An 18,044-nucleotide genomic window follows, 5' to 3' on the forward strand; every position below is an offset into this window, starting at 1 on the left:
ATGATGAAGGAAAAGGGATTTAGCTTAGTTGAAACAATGGTAGCAGTCCTGCTTTTATTGCTAATTTTAATTCCGTTATTAAATCTTCTTACGGCCAGCAGTTTTTCTTATAATGCTGCTGGCAACCAAACTAAAGCCTTAAATGCGGCCCGGGAAATAATTGAAGAGCTTCGGCTTAAAAGTTACGAGCAAATTAACAATACTTCCGGGGTAACTCCGGACGGTTTTAAATACAGCTTAAGTGTTGTAAATAAATCCACTAATCTGAATTTTGCTATTCCCTATAAAGAAGTGTCGGTAACCGTTTATTACCCTACTGGTACGGGAGAGAAGACGGTAGTTTTAACTACTGTGTTCACCCCGCGAAACAGGTGATTTTATGAAAGATAAGGGTTTTACGTTAGTAGAGCTGCTGGTGGTTTTAGTTATAGGCAGTATCATTATGCTGGTTGTTTTTAATTTATTTGTCTTTACCTATAACCTGTGGTTTAAGGGCCAGAAAGCAATTGATTACCAGGAACAGCTGCGCTTTGCAATGGATCGGATGGCCCGGGAAATTCGAACAGCCTCGGCGGTATATAATCCGTATGTAAACCCTCCGTCACCTGGCACTGCTTATACCCAGGTTTATTTAGTAAATACCGTAAACAACGAGACCTACCGGGTTTATTACTATTTAAACTCTCTTAATAAAACTTTATACCGCAAGGTTTACTATCCAAATAACAACCAAACAACGGACCCTCTGATAAGTGATGTCAATTTTACCGTATATTATTTAGGTTATGATGCGGTTACCAACAAAATTTATAACTTAAAACTCAATCTTAGTTTAATTAATAAACCTTCTGCTACCCTTTCCACTTCGGTGGTAACCAGGGTAACGAGATAGGTGGTGAAATTTTGTTAAAAGATGATAAAGGTTATATTTTATTAACGGTTTTAGTTATTGGTATTATTTTTGCTATTTTAGCCACCGGATTGTTTAACTTATCTTTAAACGAAAAAAGTATTTCTAACATAAATTTAGGAAAGGAACAAGCCTACTATTGTGCAGAGGCCGGACTGGAGCTGGCGTTATACGCTTTAGAAAAAGACCCACAAAAGTTTCTAAGGCAAAATTTAACATTAGACGAATTTAGCGATTTGCCGGTAGGGAATGGTAAAATTGAGCAAGTAACTTCCCAAATCAGTTCGGTGAGTGGAAGTGTATATACAATATTGCTAGAAAGTAAGGGTATTGTGCCCAATGGGGCAAAAAAGACCGTTCAAGCAAGGGTAAAGGTAAGTTTAGGTGCAGCGCAAAATTTAAACCTCAACAATTTTACTTTATTCTTAAATAATAATGAGCCTAATTTAAATTTCAACAAAAAATCCGAAGTTATCGGTAATCTTGTTGTTCCGGGAGATATTGTGTTAGAGGCGGATGATATTACCGGCGCGGTTTATGGTCAAAACGTTACCGTGTTAAGGGGAGAAGGCAAAAGTTCCTTTACGATTACTAAAATTTATTACACCAATTCCGTTAATACCAACGGTCTTAATATTCCTACGGAAAAAATTAATAATTTATTTTCAACTTTAAACTTAAATTTTGACGATAGTTATCTGCGATCGTTGCCCAATATTGTGGTTTTAAAGACTAATAAATACTCCTTATCTCCGGGCGATAGCGGAAAAATTGTGTATCTTATTCCTACTGAACCTAATGATGAGGTAGAAATAGATAATAACTCGTCTTATCAGTACAACGGAAACTATCTAATTATCTCTCCCAATACAATTGAAATTGAAAGTAGCTATAGTAGAGCGAACAACAATTCAAATCTTACAATAATATCGGTAAATGGGGATATAAAGTTAGAAAAGAAAATAGATGTCACCGCTAATCTGATTGCCTTGAATGGTAGCCTTGAATATCACGACAATAGCGGAAAAGCAACGGTTACCGGGGTTGTGATGGTAAACGATATTAATAAAAAGGAAAATAACAACAATGTGAAAGCAATGCTAACTTACGACCCGTATAATAATTTAACCAATATTTAACAACCATTTTTAAATAAAAGTAGTGAAATTAAAATATTAGAGTGGAAAGAGCTTTACCAAGTTTTTTAGAAAAGGATGGAGGGCTAAGTGCAAAGTTTTATCGGGAAATTTATGGGGAAAAACCGGTATATTTTAGCTTTTGACGCGGGAGTGCGGTATTTTAAAGCTGTTTTACTTAAAGCTGACAAAAAGCAGCCGGAATTATTAAAAACGGTAACTTATCAGATGCCAGTGGAATTTCAGGAGAATACGGTTCGGGATTATATTCCCAAATATTTGCTGGCAGCCAAAAAAGAATTTAACATAGGAAAGGCTAAAGTTATAACTACTCTTCCCGGCAATAAAATTATTTCCCGCATCATCAAAGTTCCTTTAATGAACCAAAAAGAGTTAAATGCCTATCTTGACTTAGAAGCAGAGCAGTATTTACCAGTTCCCGTTAAAGATAGCGTTTTGGCTTCGGTAATTTTGGAAAATGCCGAGGCGGATGATGGAACCAAACAGATGAACGTTTTACTTTCCGCCGCTTCCCGGGAAATTATTATGGATCTTTACGATACGGTGGTTTCTACGGGCTTAAACTTGGATGTGATTGATCTTCCTTTTCTGGCTTTATACCGGGGAGTTTTTTCCCAAATAAATCCGGAAGTGCCGGTGGCGGTAGTGGATATTGGTGCTGGTAATACCCTGTTAATTATCGTTAAAGACGGAATTTTAAAATTTGTCCGTTCAATTAAATGGGGGGCCAATGCCATCACCCAGATGATTGCAACCAATATGAACCTTGACTTTGTCAAAGCGGAACAACTAAAGGAAGAGAAGGGTGAGCTTTTGGCGGCAGATGAGCAGGTGGTTGATCAGGAAAAATTAACTATTGATATAAGCATTCGCCAGGCAATATCAGAACTTATTAACGAAATCCGCCGCAGTATAGATTTTTACCGTACCCAGGAGCGGGGGAATAACGTTGAGCGAATTTTAATTACCGGAGGAGGGAGTAAGTTAAAAGGACTAACCGAACTTTTTGAAAGCCAGCTTGACCTTGAAACCTTTACCTTTGCCCCGATGGTGGAGGAAAAACTTGACCCGGCTTTTACTTTAGCCTACGGCCTGGGACTCTGGGGGGTGGAAAGGGATGTATAAAGCTAACCTCCTTCCCCCGGAACTACAAAAAGATGTCGAAATTAACACGAAAAAACTTGCCATTTTGGCGGGGATTACTGCTTTAGTTACCATTATAATCTTTTCTTTAATTGGTTTTATGGTTCGCGTTTATTATTTAAAAAAAGATTTGGAAGTTAAAAAGGCCAATATAGTCCAACTGCAAAAAATTGCCCAAAAGGTAAACGAAACGAAAAACGAAATTTCGTTATTGAATAAAGAAAAAGAGGCGTTTTTGGAACTAAAACAAAAGCGACTGGTTTTTACGGTTATTTTAACGGATATTAATTTAAACATCCCTAAAAATACCTGGCTTACTGAAATAAAATATAATCCGGCAACCAGGGAATTATCTTTAACCGGTTCTACCCGGGATTCGGAAGAAGCAGGAATATTTGTTTATAATTTAAACAATTTACCGCATTTCTCCAAAGTACTTTTAGTGCAGATGATAAGAAACAATACGGGAAATTACGACTTTTCCATAAAGGCAATTTTGAAATAAGGGGATGGTTAAATGCCATTTTGGGAAAAACTTGCCCCGCGGGAACGAATATTGGTGGGAATCGCTCTGGGACTTACAGTTTTTTATTTGTTATACTATTACGCTATCATGCCCAACTGGCAAAAATATCAGGAACTGAAAACCGAGCTTAATACCGTTAACGCCGAATGGGAACGCTTGCAGGGAATTGAAAATGTCTTAGCGACTGAGGTGAAAAATAAGGAGCAGCTGGAGAAGGAGCTCAAAAATATTCGAGCGGAATTTGATTTTAACGTAGAAGATGGGGCGGGCTTTACCAAACTCCTTGCTTCGGCCAAAGAGAAAAATATAAGACTCCTGGAGTTTAAACCTGGGTCGGTAGTGGACAAAAGCTATTATTTTGAATTTCCCGTTGAGATTAAAGTTCAAGGATATTATCCACAAGTGCTGGAGTATGTGGAGTCTCTGGAAAACTTTCCGGACCTTGCGGAAATAAAAAATTTAACTATTTCCTCGGTTCCCGGGGATGTAAGGGGAAATGTGGAAGCCGCTTTTACTCTGGCAATTTACTCAGCTAAAAACCCTGCGGGGTCCCTTATCATTCAAAACTACGAAAAGTTATCTACCGGAAAGTATAATCCCTTTAGGCCCATGTATATTCCGCCGGTAGCTACTACCCCGGCAACTAATAATAACCCGCCTGGGAATAATACTGGTTCTGGTGCAACGGTACCCGGAGAGATTTACAACAATAATACCGATGAGGAACCTTTAGTAAAATAACCTTGACCTCGCCTTACTGCGGGGTTTTTATTTTATTTCTTGGAAAAAAAGGATATAATGTTAGTTAAGGAGAATTTCTCAGCATTAGAGATAATGAGGGGGAAAGCCAATGGATAACTTCACAATAAACGAAGTGTTACGGGAAGCGGCCCGCCGGGGAGCGCCCTTTGCGGAAATATATTTTGAAGAAAAAAATAACTTTGGCCTTGTTTTAGAAGACGGAAAAATTGAAAAAGTAACTCAGGGTTACGAAGCTGGTGCCGGTATCCGGGTGATAGATGATAACGGAAGAACAACTTACGCCTATACCAATGATTTATCTTTGGAAGCTCTTTTAAAGGCCGTTCGGGTAGCTACTCTGGGTTTAAATGGGTTAAAGGACAGTGTGAGCCTGGAAAATCCCGAAGTCACCTCCGGTAACGTGCAGATTAAGCCGGGAGAAGTGGCAGCGGAAGAAAAACTAAACCTTTTAAAAGTTGCCGATGAAGAGATCAGAAGACTCGGTCCTGAAATTCGCCAGGTGCAGGCGAGTTACGGGGAGTTGGAAGCCAAAGTAGTTATTGCCAATACCGAAGGCACTTATGTTGAGATGAACAAAACCCGGGTGCGGTTTGCGGTCCAGGCGGTAGCGGAAAAAGATGGGGTTATTCAGACCGGCTACGATGCCATAGGTACTACCAAAGGTTTTGAGACTTTTAAGGAGCAGCAGGTGGATGTTGCGGCCCGGGCAGCGGGAGAACGGGCCATTAAAATGCTTTCGGCCGAGCCCGCCCCTTCGGGGGAAATGCCGGTGGTGATGGCCGGTGAAGCCGGCGGCACCATGATTCACGAAGCTTCGGGGCACGGCCTGGAGGCGGACATAGTCCAAAAGCGAATGAGCGTTTATGCCGGAAAAAAGGGTCAGAAGGTGGCCTCGCCATTGATTACTGTGGTGGATGATGGCACAATCCCCGGAAAATACGGGACCGTACCGTACGATGATGAAGGAAACAAAACGAAGAAAAATGTTCTCATTGACCGGGGGATTTTAACCGGTTATATGTATGACCGGCTAACTGCTAAAAAAGATAACGTTGAGCCTACCGGAAATGGAAGAAGGGAGTCGTATCAGCATAAACCGATTCCCCGGATGACTAACACGTATATAGCTCCCGGTGAAGACGACCCGGAAAAGATTATTCGGGAGGTAAAAGAGGGTTTACTGGTTAAAAAAATGGGTGGTGGACAGGTGGACACCAATACCGGCGATTTTGTTTTTGAGGTATCCGAAGGGTACCTGATTGAAGACGGCCAGGTTACCGTTCCGGTAAGAGGAGCTACTTTAACCGGCAACGGCCCCAAAGTTTTAAACAATGTGCTGGCCGTAGGTAAAGACCTGGGCTGGTCTATCGGTACCTGCGGTAAAGACGGCCAGGGCGTTCCCGTTTCCGACGCCCAGCCTACTCTCTTAATTGGTAACCTGGTGGTAGGTGGCACCGGCCGCATCCGCCGCAAATAGCAAAAAGAGGTATAATTTTAGGGACTGTCCCCAAATTTATACTTGAGGAGGGTGTAGTGTATGCCGGCGTATGATTTTCGCTGTAACGATTGTGGCGAACTTTTTACCGTAAGATGCTCCATTTCCGAAAAGGAAAATGTCACTTGCCCCAAATGCGGTGGCAAAAATTTAACCCAGCGTTTAACCGGGTTTATGATAATGGGTAAGTCTTCCTCAAATGGAGAGGGGGCAATGGCATCCGGTTCAAGCTGCAGCGGCAAAAGCTGTTCCGGTTGTTCTGGGTGTTAATGTGGATTTCAAAAGAGTCGGCTTTTGCCGGCTATTTTTTTGCCTGTTAAAAAATTCTTACCAGATTGAAGTAATATCCTGAAAAATTTCTCAATATATATACTCTCGGGTAAAAAATTTGGCAATAGATAAGGCACCCGGGGGGAAAAGGGGGTGAAAAAGGACACCCCCGGTGCCAAAACCCGAGAGGAGGAGTTTTTTTGCGAAATTTTATGTTTTTTCTTTTCTTCGGACTCATCCTGGGGGTTGTAACATCGACTGCTTTTGCTGCCCAGATAAGGGTAGGCCAGGATTACGGACCAACTCCCAAGTACTTTAATGCCGATGATAAAGCCTATTACCCCGCGGAAATTTACCTGCCCAATGAAACCAATCCTGCCCGGTACCGCATCCACTCCAATTATAGCCGGAATACCGATGCCTGTGCTGCCTGCCACGCCACCCACACGGCAGTGGGGGAAACCCTGCTCCAGTGGGGAACGGTATATGATACCTGCATGGCCTGCCACGACGGCACCATTTCCACCACTTATAATGTGCAGGAAGGGGAAATAGGCGCCAACGGTAAACCCACTTACGGCGGTATGTTTGGCATAGGTAATGAACCTTTTCTTTCCAACCATCTGGTGACCGGAGCGGTAAAAATCTTTGCTGCACCCGGTGGAAATATCACCGGAAATTATGAAACCTATGATGTACCGGACCAGGGGCAGGGAAAAATGTGGGATATAACCTTTGGCTGTGAGTCCTGCCACAGCCCTCACGGCTTGGGCGGCAACGCCCGCATCTTAAACCCCAATGTTAATGCATACAGCCTGGTAAATTATAAGACTAATTTTTCCCTTAAAAAAGTTACTGAAGGGAATGAGACTTTCTGGGTAGCCTTAAGTAGCGGCAACAGTTTTGATTCCACTGCCAAAAATGCTTACCAGTGGGTAAGAAGTTATCCGTATCTTAAAGGAACAAAAGTTTATTTTGATGGTACTGAAAAAGTCGAGGGAGTGGACTATGAACTTAGTAATTCCCAGGGGTATACTAAAATAAAAGTTTTACAGGGTAATCCTGCCACCATTACGGCGTCCTTTTATCCCGCCCTGCAAGTAGCCATGACCATTACCAATTATCTTGATGGTGATAACACTTCCCAGTCTCCCGACTCCGAAACGGTCATTCACGTAAAAGGCATCAATGCTTTCTGCGGGGCTTGCCATACCGACTACAATACCGAAAACGTTTATAAGGATAGTACGAAATCAGAACCCAACGGCTCTTCCGACCTTTTAAACGGGAAATACACGGAAGCTTACCGGCACCAGGTTGGTTTTAACGTGGCCGACTTTGAACAGTATCTTCCAAACTCCAATATGGCTTATGAGCTCCGGGGTGGTAAAAAATTCATGACCTGTCTTACCTGCCATTATGCTCATGGTGTAAGTCAAAGTTTTTGGGAGAAGACATTAGAAGGGAACTGGTTCCCGGAAGCAAAAAGTTACTGGGGTACCTTGCCGTTAGTTGAAATTGCCGGATCTTCTGCTCTAAAACGGGCTCCCAACATGGCGACCTGCGAAACCTGCCACCGTAAAGGTCCTGCTTCCGAAGGATATACGGCCAATTCTGCAGGAAGTACGCCGGGAAATAATCGTGATACTCCTGTAAATCCTTCCTTCCCATTGACCCGGGTAGACAACACCCTCTGCCAAAAATGTCACGAAAAAATCTATACCGGCTGGCTGCAAACTAAACACGCAAATCTAAGGGGAGATAGGGTAGACTGTCAGGATTGCCATACCGGCGGCAGTGAACACGTAAAGTCGCCTTCAGGGACGTATATGGATAGCATTTCTGAGCTAAATTACCAGCAGCAGGTAGCAAAATGTGCAGGTGCCAATTGTCACGGAAATACCAGTGATAGTTTAGCAAACATGGATTATAACAACGATACCATAAGCTTTGTAGACAGCAGCACTCCCCAGGTAAGAGAACATGTCAGCAGTAAGCACTACAACGTAGGTGCGATGACCTGTACTACATGCCATAATCCTCACGGAGTAATTAAGCACAACAATCAAACCTATGAGTTAAAATACCAGCCCAATTCCCTCTGTGCCTTTTGCCACGATTTAGGCGAATTTGCCGGTGCCTTTAACTGGGAAGATTATATGCCTCCGGTTCCAAGGGCAGCGGTAAATGGTGCTGCCTATCATCTCCACTCTTTTACCTATAAAGAAGCCAATTTTCCCGGGTGGTTGGATAGTGATCATTAAAAAATAAAGTGAAAGTAGCGGGGATAGTTCCCCGCTTTTTTTGTGGTAAAAATAACAAATCGAAATATTACATATAAAAAAATAGAATTAATACTGCGAAAATAAAAGAAAAATTTGCAAAAGCTTGATAATTAAAGAAAAATAGCATTTACGGAATTTTTGCTGCAATAAATCTAACTTATCGATATAAATAACATTTAAAACAAAGATAAAGGAAATATTTACCAAAACATCTAATTAATAGCATAAAAATAATAATGCCTGTACGGATAAACCGCCGGGAAAGGAGGGAAGAGGTAATACGGCGCATCCGGAATTAAAGGAAAGGAGGAGGAAGTATTGAAGGGGAAGATTAAGGTATTGTGTTTACTGATTTTAGCCCTGCTGATTTTAGGGTCCAACGCTTACGCCGCCCAGCTTTTGACGGGCGACACCTACGCCCCTACGGTAAAGAAAGTATATGACGAGCAGAGGGGCATGGTAAGTAAGTTTAATGCCGATGATAAAACCTATTACCCCAATGAAATTTATTTACCCAATGAAGCCAATCCTGCCAATTACCGCATTCACACCAACTATTCCAAAAACACCGACGCCTGTGCGGCCTGCCACGCCACCCACACGGCGGTAGGTCAAACCCTTTTACAGTGGGGAACGGTGTACGACACCTGCATGGCCTGCCATGACGGCACCATCTCGACCACCTATGATGTGCAAATGGGAACCATCGCCACTACCCAAAAGCCCACCTACGGCGGAATGTTTGGCAGCGGCAATGAAGATTCCCTCTCCAACCACTTGGTCACCGGAGCGGTTCAGATTTTCGCTGCCCCCGGGGGAAACGTTACCGGCAACTATGAAACCAACGACACTCCCGACAAAGCCGGTGCCACTGCCTGGGATATTACCTTTGGCTGTGAATCGTGCCATAGCCCCCACGGCTTGGGCGGTAACGCCCGAATCCTAAACCCCAACGTCAATGCTTACAGCTACCTGAACTACAAGTCCAATGTGGCGTATGTTTATAATTCTGCTACCGGTTATTACGAAAACAGCCAGAAATATCAGTGGGTCAGAAGCTATCCTTACAATAAAGGCACCCAGGTCTGGGTAAACGGTCAGTTAAAGACCGAAGGGGTGGACTACCTTTTGGACGGTACCAGCGGCGAAACCAGGATTAAATTACTCCAGGGAAACGGCAGCGTAACGGTAGTATATGCCTACTTCTATCCCGCTTTGCAGGTAAAAATGGAAGTAAAAAATTATCTGCAGTCCGGCGAATCCGTCCAGCACACTTCCGGAATCAACCAGTTCTGCGGAGCCTGCCACACCGACTACAACACCGATACCGGGGATATCGACACCAGCACCGGCTCTTCGGATAAATTAACCGGCCACTACACCGAAGCCTACCGGCACCAGGTTGGCTTTAAGGTGGACGAGTTTAAAGCGTTCTTACCCTTGACCAACATGGTTTACGAAAAGCGGAGTAACGGCGATGTCATGACCTGCCTCACCTGCCACTATGCCCACGGTGTAAGCAAGGAATTCTGGAAGCGGACGCTACTGGACAGCACCAAAGCAGCCGTATACGGCTACTGGAGCGAGGTAGGAGAGAATGGTTTAAAAGAGCTTGCCGGGTCTTCGGCGTTAAAGCGGGCGCCCAACATGGGGACCTGTGAGACCTGCCACCGGAAAGGCCCCGCGGCTGAAGGCTACAACGCCAATACCGGACAAAGCGTAAGTGTAACCGCCACCACTTACGAAAGCCAGACGGGAGCTACGGCGGTGGGCAGCGGCAAATGCCAGTCCTGCCACCCGAAATATTATACCGGCTGGAGTAAAACCGCTCACTTTGACAACGGCGTAGGCTGCGAAGCCTGCCACGGAAACGGAAGCCTTCACGTCAAAGCCCCCAACAGCCGAAACATCACCAACCCTGCTACAAAGAACGTAGAAGGGAAGGTTGACACCTGCGGTACCGCAAACTGTCACGGTAAAGGAGCAACCAAGAGAACAGAAATTTATGATTTTGGCGGTGTAAGTGAAAGCATAATTTACTACAGTGAAGCCATGAGTCAGGTGCAGGAATTTAAGGAAAGCAAGCATTACAGTAAAGGCGGTGTTTACTGTTCCACCTGCCACAACCCGCACGGCATGATAGCGGATAAGAACGGAATCGAAAAGCAGCTAAAATACCTGCCGAACGCTTTATGCGGCAGCTGCCATGATACCGGAGCGGCCTTTGACTGGGCAACCTTTATGCCGAAGGTAGCAAGAAGCGATGGAAGCGACCAGGCTTTACACAGCTTTACGGCCTTTGAATCGGAAATGCCGGGTTTAAGATAAGAGGGGAGGGAAAATAATTGAGGAAAAGGTATAAAGTAAGTTTAATTGCCGTCATTACCTGCCTGGCCCTGCTGCTTACCGCAGCAGCGGCCTTCGGCTACCGGCAGTTTGCCAAAGACCCGATGACCCAGCAGTCGTTAAATTGTGCAACTACCTGCCACTATACCCAAAAAGCCTCGGATATCGGTAGCCTTCCCTATGCCAAGGTCGTTAACTACGCTATAGTGAAAAATATATTCTCCTTGGCCAAAGGGAAATTTTACCCCAAAAAACCGATTACCAATAAAGAGTTCCACGATGCAGTGGAAAAAGCAGCAGGAAACACCACTTTGGCCGATGGCATAATTCCCGAAGATAACAAAAATTTTAACCGTTCCAAACTTGCCGATTACCTGGCAAGATTGACCGGAGCTACTACTTCCGGATACTTAGGACAAAGAATTAAGGACTTCAACGGCAATCGCAATTTAGCCTGGGCAATCTATAATGGTTACATTCCTATTTCAAAGACCGACAGCAATAATAATTTTTACGCCTATCCCTCCGCAATGGTCACCCGGGCGGAAGCAGCTTATGCTATCGTAACTGCAGGACTAATCAGGGCTAATGCCGATTCCAAGCCCACGCCTGTTGCCAATAATTCAAAGCACAGGGATATAACCCAGGATTTTCTTACCTGGGTCCAGAATAATCCAACTGGTACCTCGGCTGAGTTTTGCTTGACCTGCCATGGACCGGGTACAGGTAAATGGAACTCCATCAAGAACATCGTTTACACCAACCACTATTTAAACCGCACCTTCACCAAAAACGGCGATACGATTTTCTGGATGGCCTACCAGTTTGGGCAAATGGGCAATCCTAAACTGCCTTTAGACCTCTACATGAATCAGGATAATCTTCACAATGCGGCCCGGCAAAATCCTGACCTCGCCCAAATCGAAGGCTTCAGGGAAGTGGGCTTTGGTCCGGGACAGCTGCAGTTTGGCATGTACAACCGCCTCTGCGGTGCTCCGGAAACCTTCGGCTACCAGAGTTTCCTGGGCCGCTGGGTTGGAACCAGTGGTTCCCGGGCTGCCGGCTGCGGCCGCTGCCATATCGGTTACGGTATTAAATCCGGGCCGGCCGACCCCAACTACAACACCGGCCTCTTTAACCAGCTTTCCGGTGATGTTGACTTTGCTATCCTTGAATATGTCAAAGATATCGACTGCCTCCTCTGCCATGCCGACCAGTACTATGTCAGTAAGGGAGCGGCCCGAAATGTCAAAGTGGTAAATGGTAAGGCAACCATCTATACCGTAGGGGAAGTTTATAACGGCCAGGATCCGAGCATTACCAATCCTCAGCAAAAAGTCTTAACCGCGATAGCTTCCGTTTACAAGAAGCCCACCGCCAACGGCTGTGCGGTTTGCCACGACTTCCCGGCGGACGGTCCGGCCTATAAACGGGGCTTCTGGCACGACCTTGATGTTCACTTAAAAGATGATAAGCTCTCCTGTGTGGACTGCCATCCGGGTGGTGCCTGGACACCGGCTTTAGGTGACACCACCGGACAGGGAGTATATAATAAGCACCAGTTCGTCATCGGTCCCATGCCCGACCTCTACACCCCCAATGATGGTCAGCGGGCCAAACAGTGCGTTGAGTGCCATACCGGCACGGTGCATGCCAATCAGGTTATAAACGACCACGGGCGGCGCTTGGACTGCCGCACCTGCCACATCAGTAAAGACTATGGCTTGGATTTCAGAGACTTTAGCAATCCCGAAAGAGAAGCAGCGGATGGAATATATGAACCCAAAGATTATGTGTTTAACAACTGGAGCGATTCCTCGTTATACAACAATAATTCCCATGAATACCGCGGAAGTTACGGTACACCCACTTTAAATTTCAAACGGCAGGATTACGAACACATGATGCGGTTTGGCGTCCGGCCCATTGGGGACATCTTTGATGAAGGGAAACTTTTAGGAAGTATGGGTAAAATGAATTATCCGCAGAACCCTGCGGCCAAGATTCAGCCTTTCCACCGGGTAAACATCAAGATACCAATGGCCTTTGGCGATGTTTACTTTAAGGCTATTGGCAAAGACTTTGCCAACTTTCCCTTCATGCTGCCCTTTGATAAGAAGTATTATGCCGAAACCGGCGATATCATACAGTCGGTTTATCAGGGAATTTACAAGCTTAAGACCTCCTTTATGCCGGCTTATGATATGAGCAATCAAATTTATTTTGGCGAGCAGAAAGTACCTAAATATGACGGCTATACCGCGCACATGATTTACTTTAACATGTTAAACGAAAATATCATGACCAATCCGCGGATGTCTATGACTCCAACTTCAAAAGGGAACAAACCCTTTAATATGAGCGGCTACTTTGAGTTTTACGGCTTAATGCAGATGGACCACACGATACTTCCGGCAAGCGAAGCTTTAACCTGTGTTGATTGCCACAGCGCTACCGGCCGGGTAGCAATAGCTACTGATAGTTGGAAAAGCCTTGGCTATTCCGCAAAACGCAGCCAGCTTTTAATCTTCACCAAAAAATAAGATGGCTTTAAAAGGACTAATTTAGCCCTCGGAATAAATTTTCCGGGGGTTTATTTTTTGATTTTTAACCGTATAAAAGTAAAATATCAGCAGATGGTGGTTTAACCAAGGCTTTAGAAAATGGTGCAAAAGAATAATTTTTTATAAACATTTCGGCAAAAAAGATTAAAATTTCTTTTAATACCCCAAAAAATCTTATACGATAAAAAGGGGGAGCTAAAAAATGAAAAAAAGAAAAAACATTAAATTGCTTTATTTTGTAGTTTTTGGAGCTTTACTTATCTTACTCTTCTACCAACAAGGTTTTCGCCTGCCCAGACTTTCCAGTATCAAGCATCTAATTGTTTATTTAATGGGGGTTCTGGGAATAATCCTTATTATGATTGGCCTGCGCCGGCAGATGGAGAGAAACCATCCCGATGATGACGAAGATGAATTATAGGGTGCAATTAAATTGGTGGTAGGTGGTAGGAGGTTGGATAGGTGGTTCTGACCTGGGAAGACAAATGCTGGTTATAGCCGACACTGCATTAAAGGCGAAGGTATTTAAAATCCCCTTGACTCGGTAAATTTACAGGTATAGATTAATTTTTAGATAGGAATAATTACGATGTAGGTGGGAATACGATGAATGTAAGAGAAGCATATAAAATTTTACGGGATAAGGGCATAAAGATTACACCGCAGCGGCAGGCGCTTTTAGAGCTTTTTGCCGATGAAAAAAGCTATACCGCCCGGGAGATTGCCGAAAAATTGCGCCGGCATTACCCTGGTTTTAGTTTCGATACCGTTTACCGTAACTTAAAGCTTTACTGCCGGTGCGGGATTTTAACCGAGACCATGGCGCCGGACGGGATAGCCCGCTTTTCCTTAAATACCGGACAGCACCGCCATTATTTCACCTGCCTTGCCTGCGGGGAGAAAGTGGCCCTGGAATCGTGTCCTATTGAAGAAAATAAATTTAACCTTCCGGGAAAAGTGGGGACGATAACGTATCACCGGATTGAACTTTTTGGAAAGTGTGCAGCCTGCGAGGAGGGGAAAAAGTGAAGCGAGTACTTGCGCTGGTTTTAGTTTTTACTTTATTTGTACTTTCGGGCTGTTCCAATGCCCGGACGGCTTCTACAACCGATAGCGGTAAGCCTTTGATTGTTACTTCAATTTATCCCTATGGTGAGCTTGCCCGGGAGATTGCCGGGGATAAAGCTGAGGTTACGGTTTTAGCCCCTCCTGGAGCCGATGCCCATGATTTTGAACCAAAACCTTCCGACCTTTTTACCCTGAGGAAGGCCGATTTAATCATCTTAAATGGTGGGGGCTTAGAGCCCTGGGCCGGAAAGATAATCAAGCTTTTAGGAAAAGATAAGGTTATTGAAGCGGAAAAAATTTTGGAAGGCAAAGTAAAAAAAGACGATCCCCATTACTGGCTATCTTTGATATTTGCCCGCAAAATAGCCGAAGCTATTAAGGATAATTTAGTAACGCTGGATCCGGGAAATAAAAGCTACTATGAGGAAAATTACCGCAAACTTGCCGATAAACTTTATGAGCTGCATTTGGCGATGGTGGATCTTACCTCGGACCTAAAAACCCGCAAGATTTTTACCCTGCACCGGGCCTTTGGTTATTTTGCAGCCGATTACGGTTTACAGGAAATTTCCCTGATGTCCGGAAAGGAAGCGGAAGCAACCGTTGGCGATATTGAAAAGTTTATGAAAGAATTTTCGGCGGAAGGTTGTGAATACGTATTTTTTGACCCGGTTTTTGGTAAAAAGGTTGCGGAAAAAGTTTCTGAAAACTACAGGGTGAAGTTTATGCCCCTTTATACTTTAGAAGGAGTTGATGAAACCCTAAAAGGTAAAAGCTATTTAGAATTAATGCAGGAGAATATTGAAACTTTGCGCCTTGTTTTAGGAGGAGATGATTAAATTTGGGGCTAGAAGTTAAAAACCTCTCTGTAAATTACGGCGGTGAGCCGGTATTAGAGGATATAAATTTTTCATTAAAGGAAGGGGATTTTCTTTTGGTTCTGGGAAAAAACGGGGCAGGTAAGTCTACCCTGTTAAAAGCGATTGTTGGGGAGATTCCTTACTTCGGGATTATAAAGACCTTTAACCATAAAATTGGTTATGTGGCGCAGAAAATTCCCGGGACCATCCCCTTTCCGGTTACCGTGGAAGAATTGGTGCTGGCCCGGAACGCTGAAGGGAAAACCAAAATTATTTTACAGTAAGGAAGACCGGGAAGTTGCCGTAGAAGCGCTTAAGGCTACCAACCTTCTTAATAAAAGGAATAGACTCTTAGGAAACCTCTCCGGCGGGGAGCTAAGGCGGGCGTTTATTGCCCGAGCGCTGGCGGGAAAAGCCGATTTGTTATTGTTAGATGAACCCACCAGTGGTCTTGACCAGATGAGCCGGAAAGAATTGTATCAGGTGTTAAATACTTTTTTCAGAGAAGACACCATTATTTTAATGGTTACCCATGATCCAAAGGAGATAAAAATTTTAGGGAATAAAGTGCTGCACATAGATAAAAAAGCGTTGTATTTTGGGGATAAAGACGGCTATCTTGCAGGGGAGGAAAGGGAACTTGGATTTGAATGTTGTCCAGAATAGCCTTTTAATTGCCCTCCTTTTGGCCATTGAGGGAAGCCTTGTGGGGGTTTTTTTACTGGTAAGAAGGTACAGCCTTTTAGCCGATGCTTTAGCCCACTTTTCTTTGGTCGGGGCCGCATTAGGGGTGTTTTTCGGCTTTTCTTCCCTTTTAGGCGGAGTTTTTGCGGCTTTAACCGGCGGCGTTATCTTGGAGACGCTACGCTACAAAGAAAATGCTTTTAACGACGCAAACCTTGCCTTGATTTCGGCAGGAGGTTTGTCTTTAGCGCTCATTATTGCTTCTTTAAAAGGAGAGGTCTGGCAAAGTTTGGGTCAGTATTTGTTCGGCAGTATCCTCTTTGCCGGGAAAAGGGATTTAATCTGGGCCTTTGTTACTTTTCTCGGGGTCTTATTATTTCTTTTGTTTTATAGCCGGCATTTGCTGCTTCTTTCCATAGACCAGTCCGGGGCCAAAAGCCAGGGGATAAAGGTAAGGTTTAGCGAGTTTTTCCTGATCATTTTAGCTACCATAGTGGTTTCTTTTGGTATTCAAGCGGTGGGGGCATTACTTACCGGTGCTTTTTTGGTGCTTCCGGCTTTAATTGGCATTGAACTCGCCCGTTCCTTTACCGGGTTAATTGTCTGGGCGGTGACGGTTAGCTTAATTATGGCCGTGGCGGGGATAATTATTACATTTTTCTTAAACTTGCCGCCGGGTGCTACCATTGTGGCCACCGGTGTATTAATATATATTTTGGTAGTATCAGGGAAAAAACTTGGGCAAAGGGGGAAGTAAGATGTACCAGTACCGTATGGATGAGCCGAGAGGACACCGGCCTTCGTGGTTTACGGTAATAGTGGTGGCGGTAATTGCCGGTTTAATTGGGAGCATGGCGGGGATTTATGCCTATCCCAAACTTTTTCCCGCGAAGAATACGAAGATAGAATATACACTACCCCAGACTCCCGAAGTAAAAACCGCCGAATACAGCTATACGCCGGTGGTGGCGGTGGCCAAGAAGGTATCACCGGCGGTGGTGGGGATATCCAATATTGCGCCGGGGGGCTTTTTTGGCCTGGGAGGGCTTGAAGAAAAAAGCTCCGGATCTGGCTTTATCATTTCTCCCGATGGCTACATCGTTACCAACAACCACGTGGTAGAAGGAGCATATGAGCTGTATGTGAGTTTGGCCGATGGCCGGCAGATGAAGGCCAAAATCATCGGTACCGACCCGCGGGCGGACCTGGCGGTGATAAAGGTAAATGCCAAAAATTTACCGGTAGTAACCCTGGGTCATTCCAGCACTTTGCAGGTAGGAGAGCTGGCCATTGCCATCGGAAACCCTCTGGGTAAAGAATTTGCCCGAAGTGTCACCGTCGGGGTGATAAGTGCCCTTAATAGAACGTTAACTTATGAATCGGGAGAAAAAAGTCTTAGGCTGATTCAGACCGATGCGGCTATTAACCCTGGCAATTCCGGTGGACCTCTCTGCAACGCCAAAGGGGAAGTGGTAGGGATAAATTCGGCCAAAATTTCCATTCCGGGCTTTGAGGGAATGGGCTTTGCCATCCCGATCGATGAGGCAAAACCGATTATTGAGCAGCTAATTAACAAGGGTTACGTTACCCGGCCGTGGCTGGGCATTGCCGGTGCGGAAATTTCCGAACAGGAAGCCCAGTATTACGATATACCCCAGGGAATTTACATTGAAGGGGTTGTCGAAGGTGGACCGGCGGATAAAGCCGGTATTCAGGCTAAAGATATTATTACCGCCATTAACGGTACGAAAATTACCACCATGGCGGAACTAACCGATGAACTGTTTAAACACAAGCCGGGAGAAAAAATAAAAGTAGAAGTATACCGGCTAAAGGAAGGCAAAAAATATACCTTAGAAGTAACCTTGGGCGAAAAACCAAGAGAATAACGCTGGAGGGACGGTTCTGAGAACCACCACTTTCGACGATGAATAGAAAATGGTGGCTGTAAGTACCGTCCCTGGAGGAGGTATT

General features: G+C 44.5%; 18 protein-coding genes. All 18 read left to right on the forward strand.

Translation table 11 applies throughout. The annotated features are described in order from the left end of the window. Positions 1 to 375 carry a type IV pilus modification PilV family protein gene (locus CHY_RS02855; RefSeq protein WP_083757246.1) on the forward strand — a complete coding sequence of 125 codons (375 nt, stop codon included), beginning with the start codon at positions 1 to 3 and terminating at the stop codon, positions 373 to 375. 4 nt (positions 376 to 379) lie between these two features. Continuing rightward, positions 380 to 892: a PilW family protein gene (locus tag CHY_RS02860; protein ID WP_011343569.1), complete on the forward strand. Its 513-nt coding sequence runs from the start codon at positions 380 to 382 to the stop codon at positions 890 to 892. A gap of 11 nt (positions 893 to 903) precedes the next feature. Continuing rightward, a complete protein-coding gene (locus tag CHY_RS02865; protein WP_011343570.1) occupies positions 904 to 2,049 on the forward strand; it encodes a hypothetical protein in 1,146 nt (381 codons plus the stop codon). Between the two features lie 87 nt (positions 2,050 to 2,136). Then, positions 2,137 to 3,192 (forward strand): type IV pilus assembly protein PilM, encoded by a 1,056-nt coding sequence (pilM, locus tag CHY_RS02870; RefSeq protein ID WP_041537624.1) that lies wholly within the window; start codon positions 2,137 to 2,139, stop codon positions 3,190 to 3,192. Further along, positions 3,185 to 3,715, forward strand: coding sequence for a PilN domain-containing protein (locus CHY_RS02875; RefSeq protein WP_011343572.1), 531 nt, complete (start codon positions 3,185 to 3,187; stop codon positions 3,713 to 3,715). Before pilM ends, CHY_RS02875 begins: the two co-directional genes overlap by 8 nt. 12 nt (positions 3,716 to 3,727) lie before the next feature. Beyond that, positions 3,728 to 4,477 carry a type 4a pilus biogenesis protein PilO gene (locus CHY_RS02880; protein WP_011343573.1) on the forward strand — a complete coding sequence of 250 codons (750 nt, stop codon included), beginning with the start codon at positions 3,728 to 3,730 and terminating at the stop codon, positions 4,475 to 4,477. A gap of 109 nt (positions 4,478 to 4,586) precedes the next feature. Further along, on the forward strand, positions 4,587 to 5,975 hold the full coding sequence (locus CHY_RS02885) for a TldD/PmbA family protein (RefSeq protein WP_011343574.1): 1,389 nt from the start codon (positions 4,587 to 4,589) through the stop codon (positions 5,973 to 5,975). 60 nt (positions 5,976 to 6,035) lie between these two features. Further along, a complete protein-coding gene (locus CHY_RS02890) occupies positions 6,036 to 6,263 on the forward strand; it encodes an FmdB family zinc ribbon protein (protein WP_041537625.1) in 228 nt (75 codons plus the stop codon). A 200-nt stretch (positions 6,264 to 6,463) separates the two neighbouring features. Beyond that, the gene (locus CHY_RS02895; protein WP_011343576.1) at positions 6,464 to 8,527 is read left to right on the forward strand and encodes a cytochrome c3 family protein; all 2,064 of its coding nucleotides are present in this window, start codon (positions 6,464 to 6,466) and stop codon (positions 8,525 to 8,527) included. 339 nt (positions 8,528 to 8,866) lie between these two features. Beyond that, on the forward strand, positions 8,867 to 10,876 hold the full coding sequence (locus CHY_RS02900) for a cytochrome c3 family protein (protein ID WP_011343578.1): 2,010 nt from the start codon (positions 8,867 to 8,869) through the stop codon (positions 10,874 to 10,876). Between the two features lie 17 nt (positions 10,877 to 10,893). Beyond that, positions 10,894 to 13,437: a hypothetical protein gene (locus tag CHY_RS02905; protein WP_011343579.1), complete on the forward strand. Its 2,544-nt coding sequence runs from the start codon at positions 10,894 to 10,896 to the stop codon at positions 13,435 to 13,437. Positions 13,438 to 13,660: 223 nt separating this feature from the next. After that, positions 13,661 to 13,879 (forward strand): hypothetical protein, encoded by a 219-nt coding sequence (locus CHY_RS02910; protein WP_011343581.1) that lies wholly within the window; start codon positions 13,661 to 13,663, stop codon positions 13,877 to 13,879. Positions 13,880 to 14,064: 185 nt separating this feature from the next. Then, positions 14,065 to 14,487, forward strand: coding sequence for a Fur family transcriptional regulator (locus tag CHY_RS02915; protein ID WP_011343583.1), 423 nt, complete (start codon positions 14,065 to 14,067; stop codon positions 14,485 to 14,487). Continuing rightward, the gene (locus CHY_RS02920; RefSeq protein ID WP_011343584.1) at positions 14,484 to 15,365 is read left to right on the forward strand and encodes a metal ABC transporter substrate-binding protein; all 882 of its coding nucleotides are present in this window, start codon (positions 14,484 to 14,486) and stop codon (positions 15,363 to 15,365) included. Before CHY_RS02915 ends, CHY_RS02920 begins: the two co-directional genes overlap by 4 nt. Before the next feature lie 2 nt (positions 15,366 to 15,367). Then, on the forward strand, positions 15,368 to 15,670 hold the full coding sequence (locus CHY_RS13450; RefSeq protein ID WP_049752053.1) for an ATP-binding cassette domain-containing protein: 303 nt from the start codon (positions 15,368 to 15,370) through the stop codon (positions 15,668 to 15,670). Continuing rightward, complete coding sequence (locus CHY_RS12960; RefSeq protein ID WP_083757248.1) at positions 15,567 to 16,052, forward strand: ATP-binding cassette domain-containing protein; 486 nt, start codon at positions 15,567 to 15,569, stop codon at positions 16,050 to 16,052. The genes CHY_RS13450 and CHY_RS12960 overlap by 104 nt, the downstream gene beginning before the upstream one ends. Continuing rightward, complete coding sequence (locus CHY_RS02930) at positions 16,027 to 16,827, forward strand: metal ABC transporter permease (RefSeq protein ID WP_011343585.1); 801 nt, start codon at positions 16,027 to 16,029, stop codon at positions 16,825 to 16,827. The genes CHY_RS12960 and CHY_RS02930 overlap by 26 nt, the downstream gene beginning before the upstream one ends. 1 nt (position 16,828) lies before the next feature. After that, positions 16,829 to 17,959 carry a S1C family serine protease gene (locus CHY_RS02935; protein WP_011343586.1) on the forward strand — a complete coding sequence of 377 codons (1,131 nt, stop codon included), beginning with the start codon at positions 16,829 to 16,831 and terminating at the stop codon, positions 17,957 to 17,959. Positions 17,960 to 18,044: the final 85 nt, after the last annotated feature.

It is taken from the genome of Carboxydothermus hydrogenoformans Z-2901 (assembly GCF_000012865.1).
Lineage (GTDB): Bacteria > Bacillota > Z-2901 > Carboxydothermales > Carboxydothermaceae > Carboxydothermus > Carboxydothermus hydrogenoformans.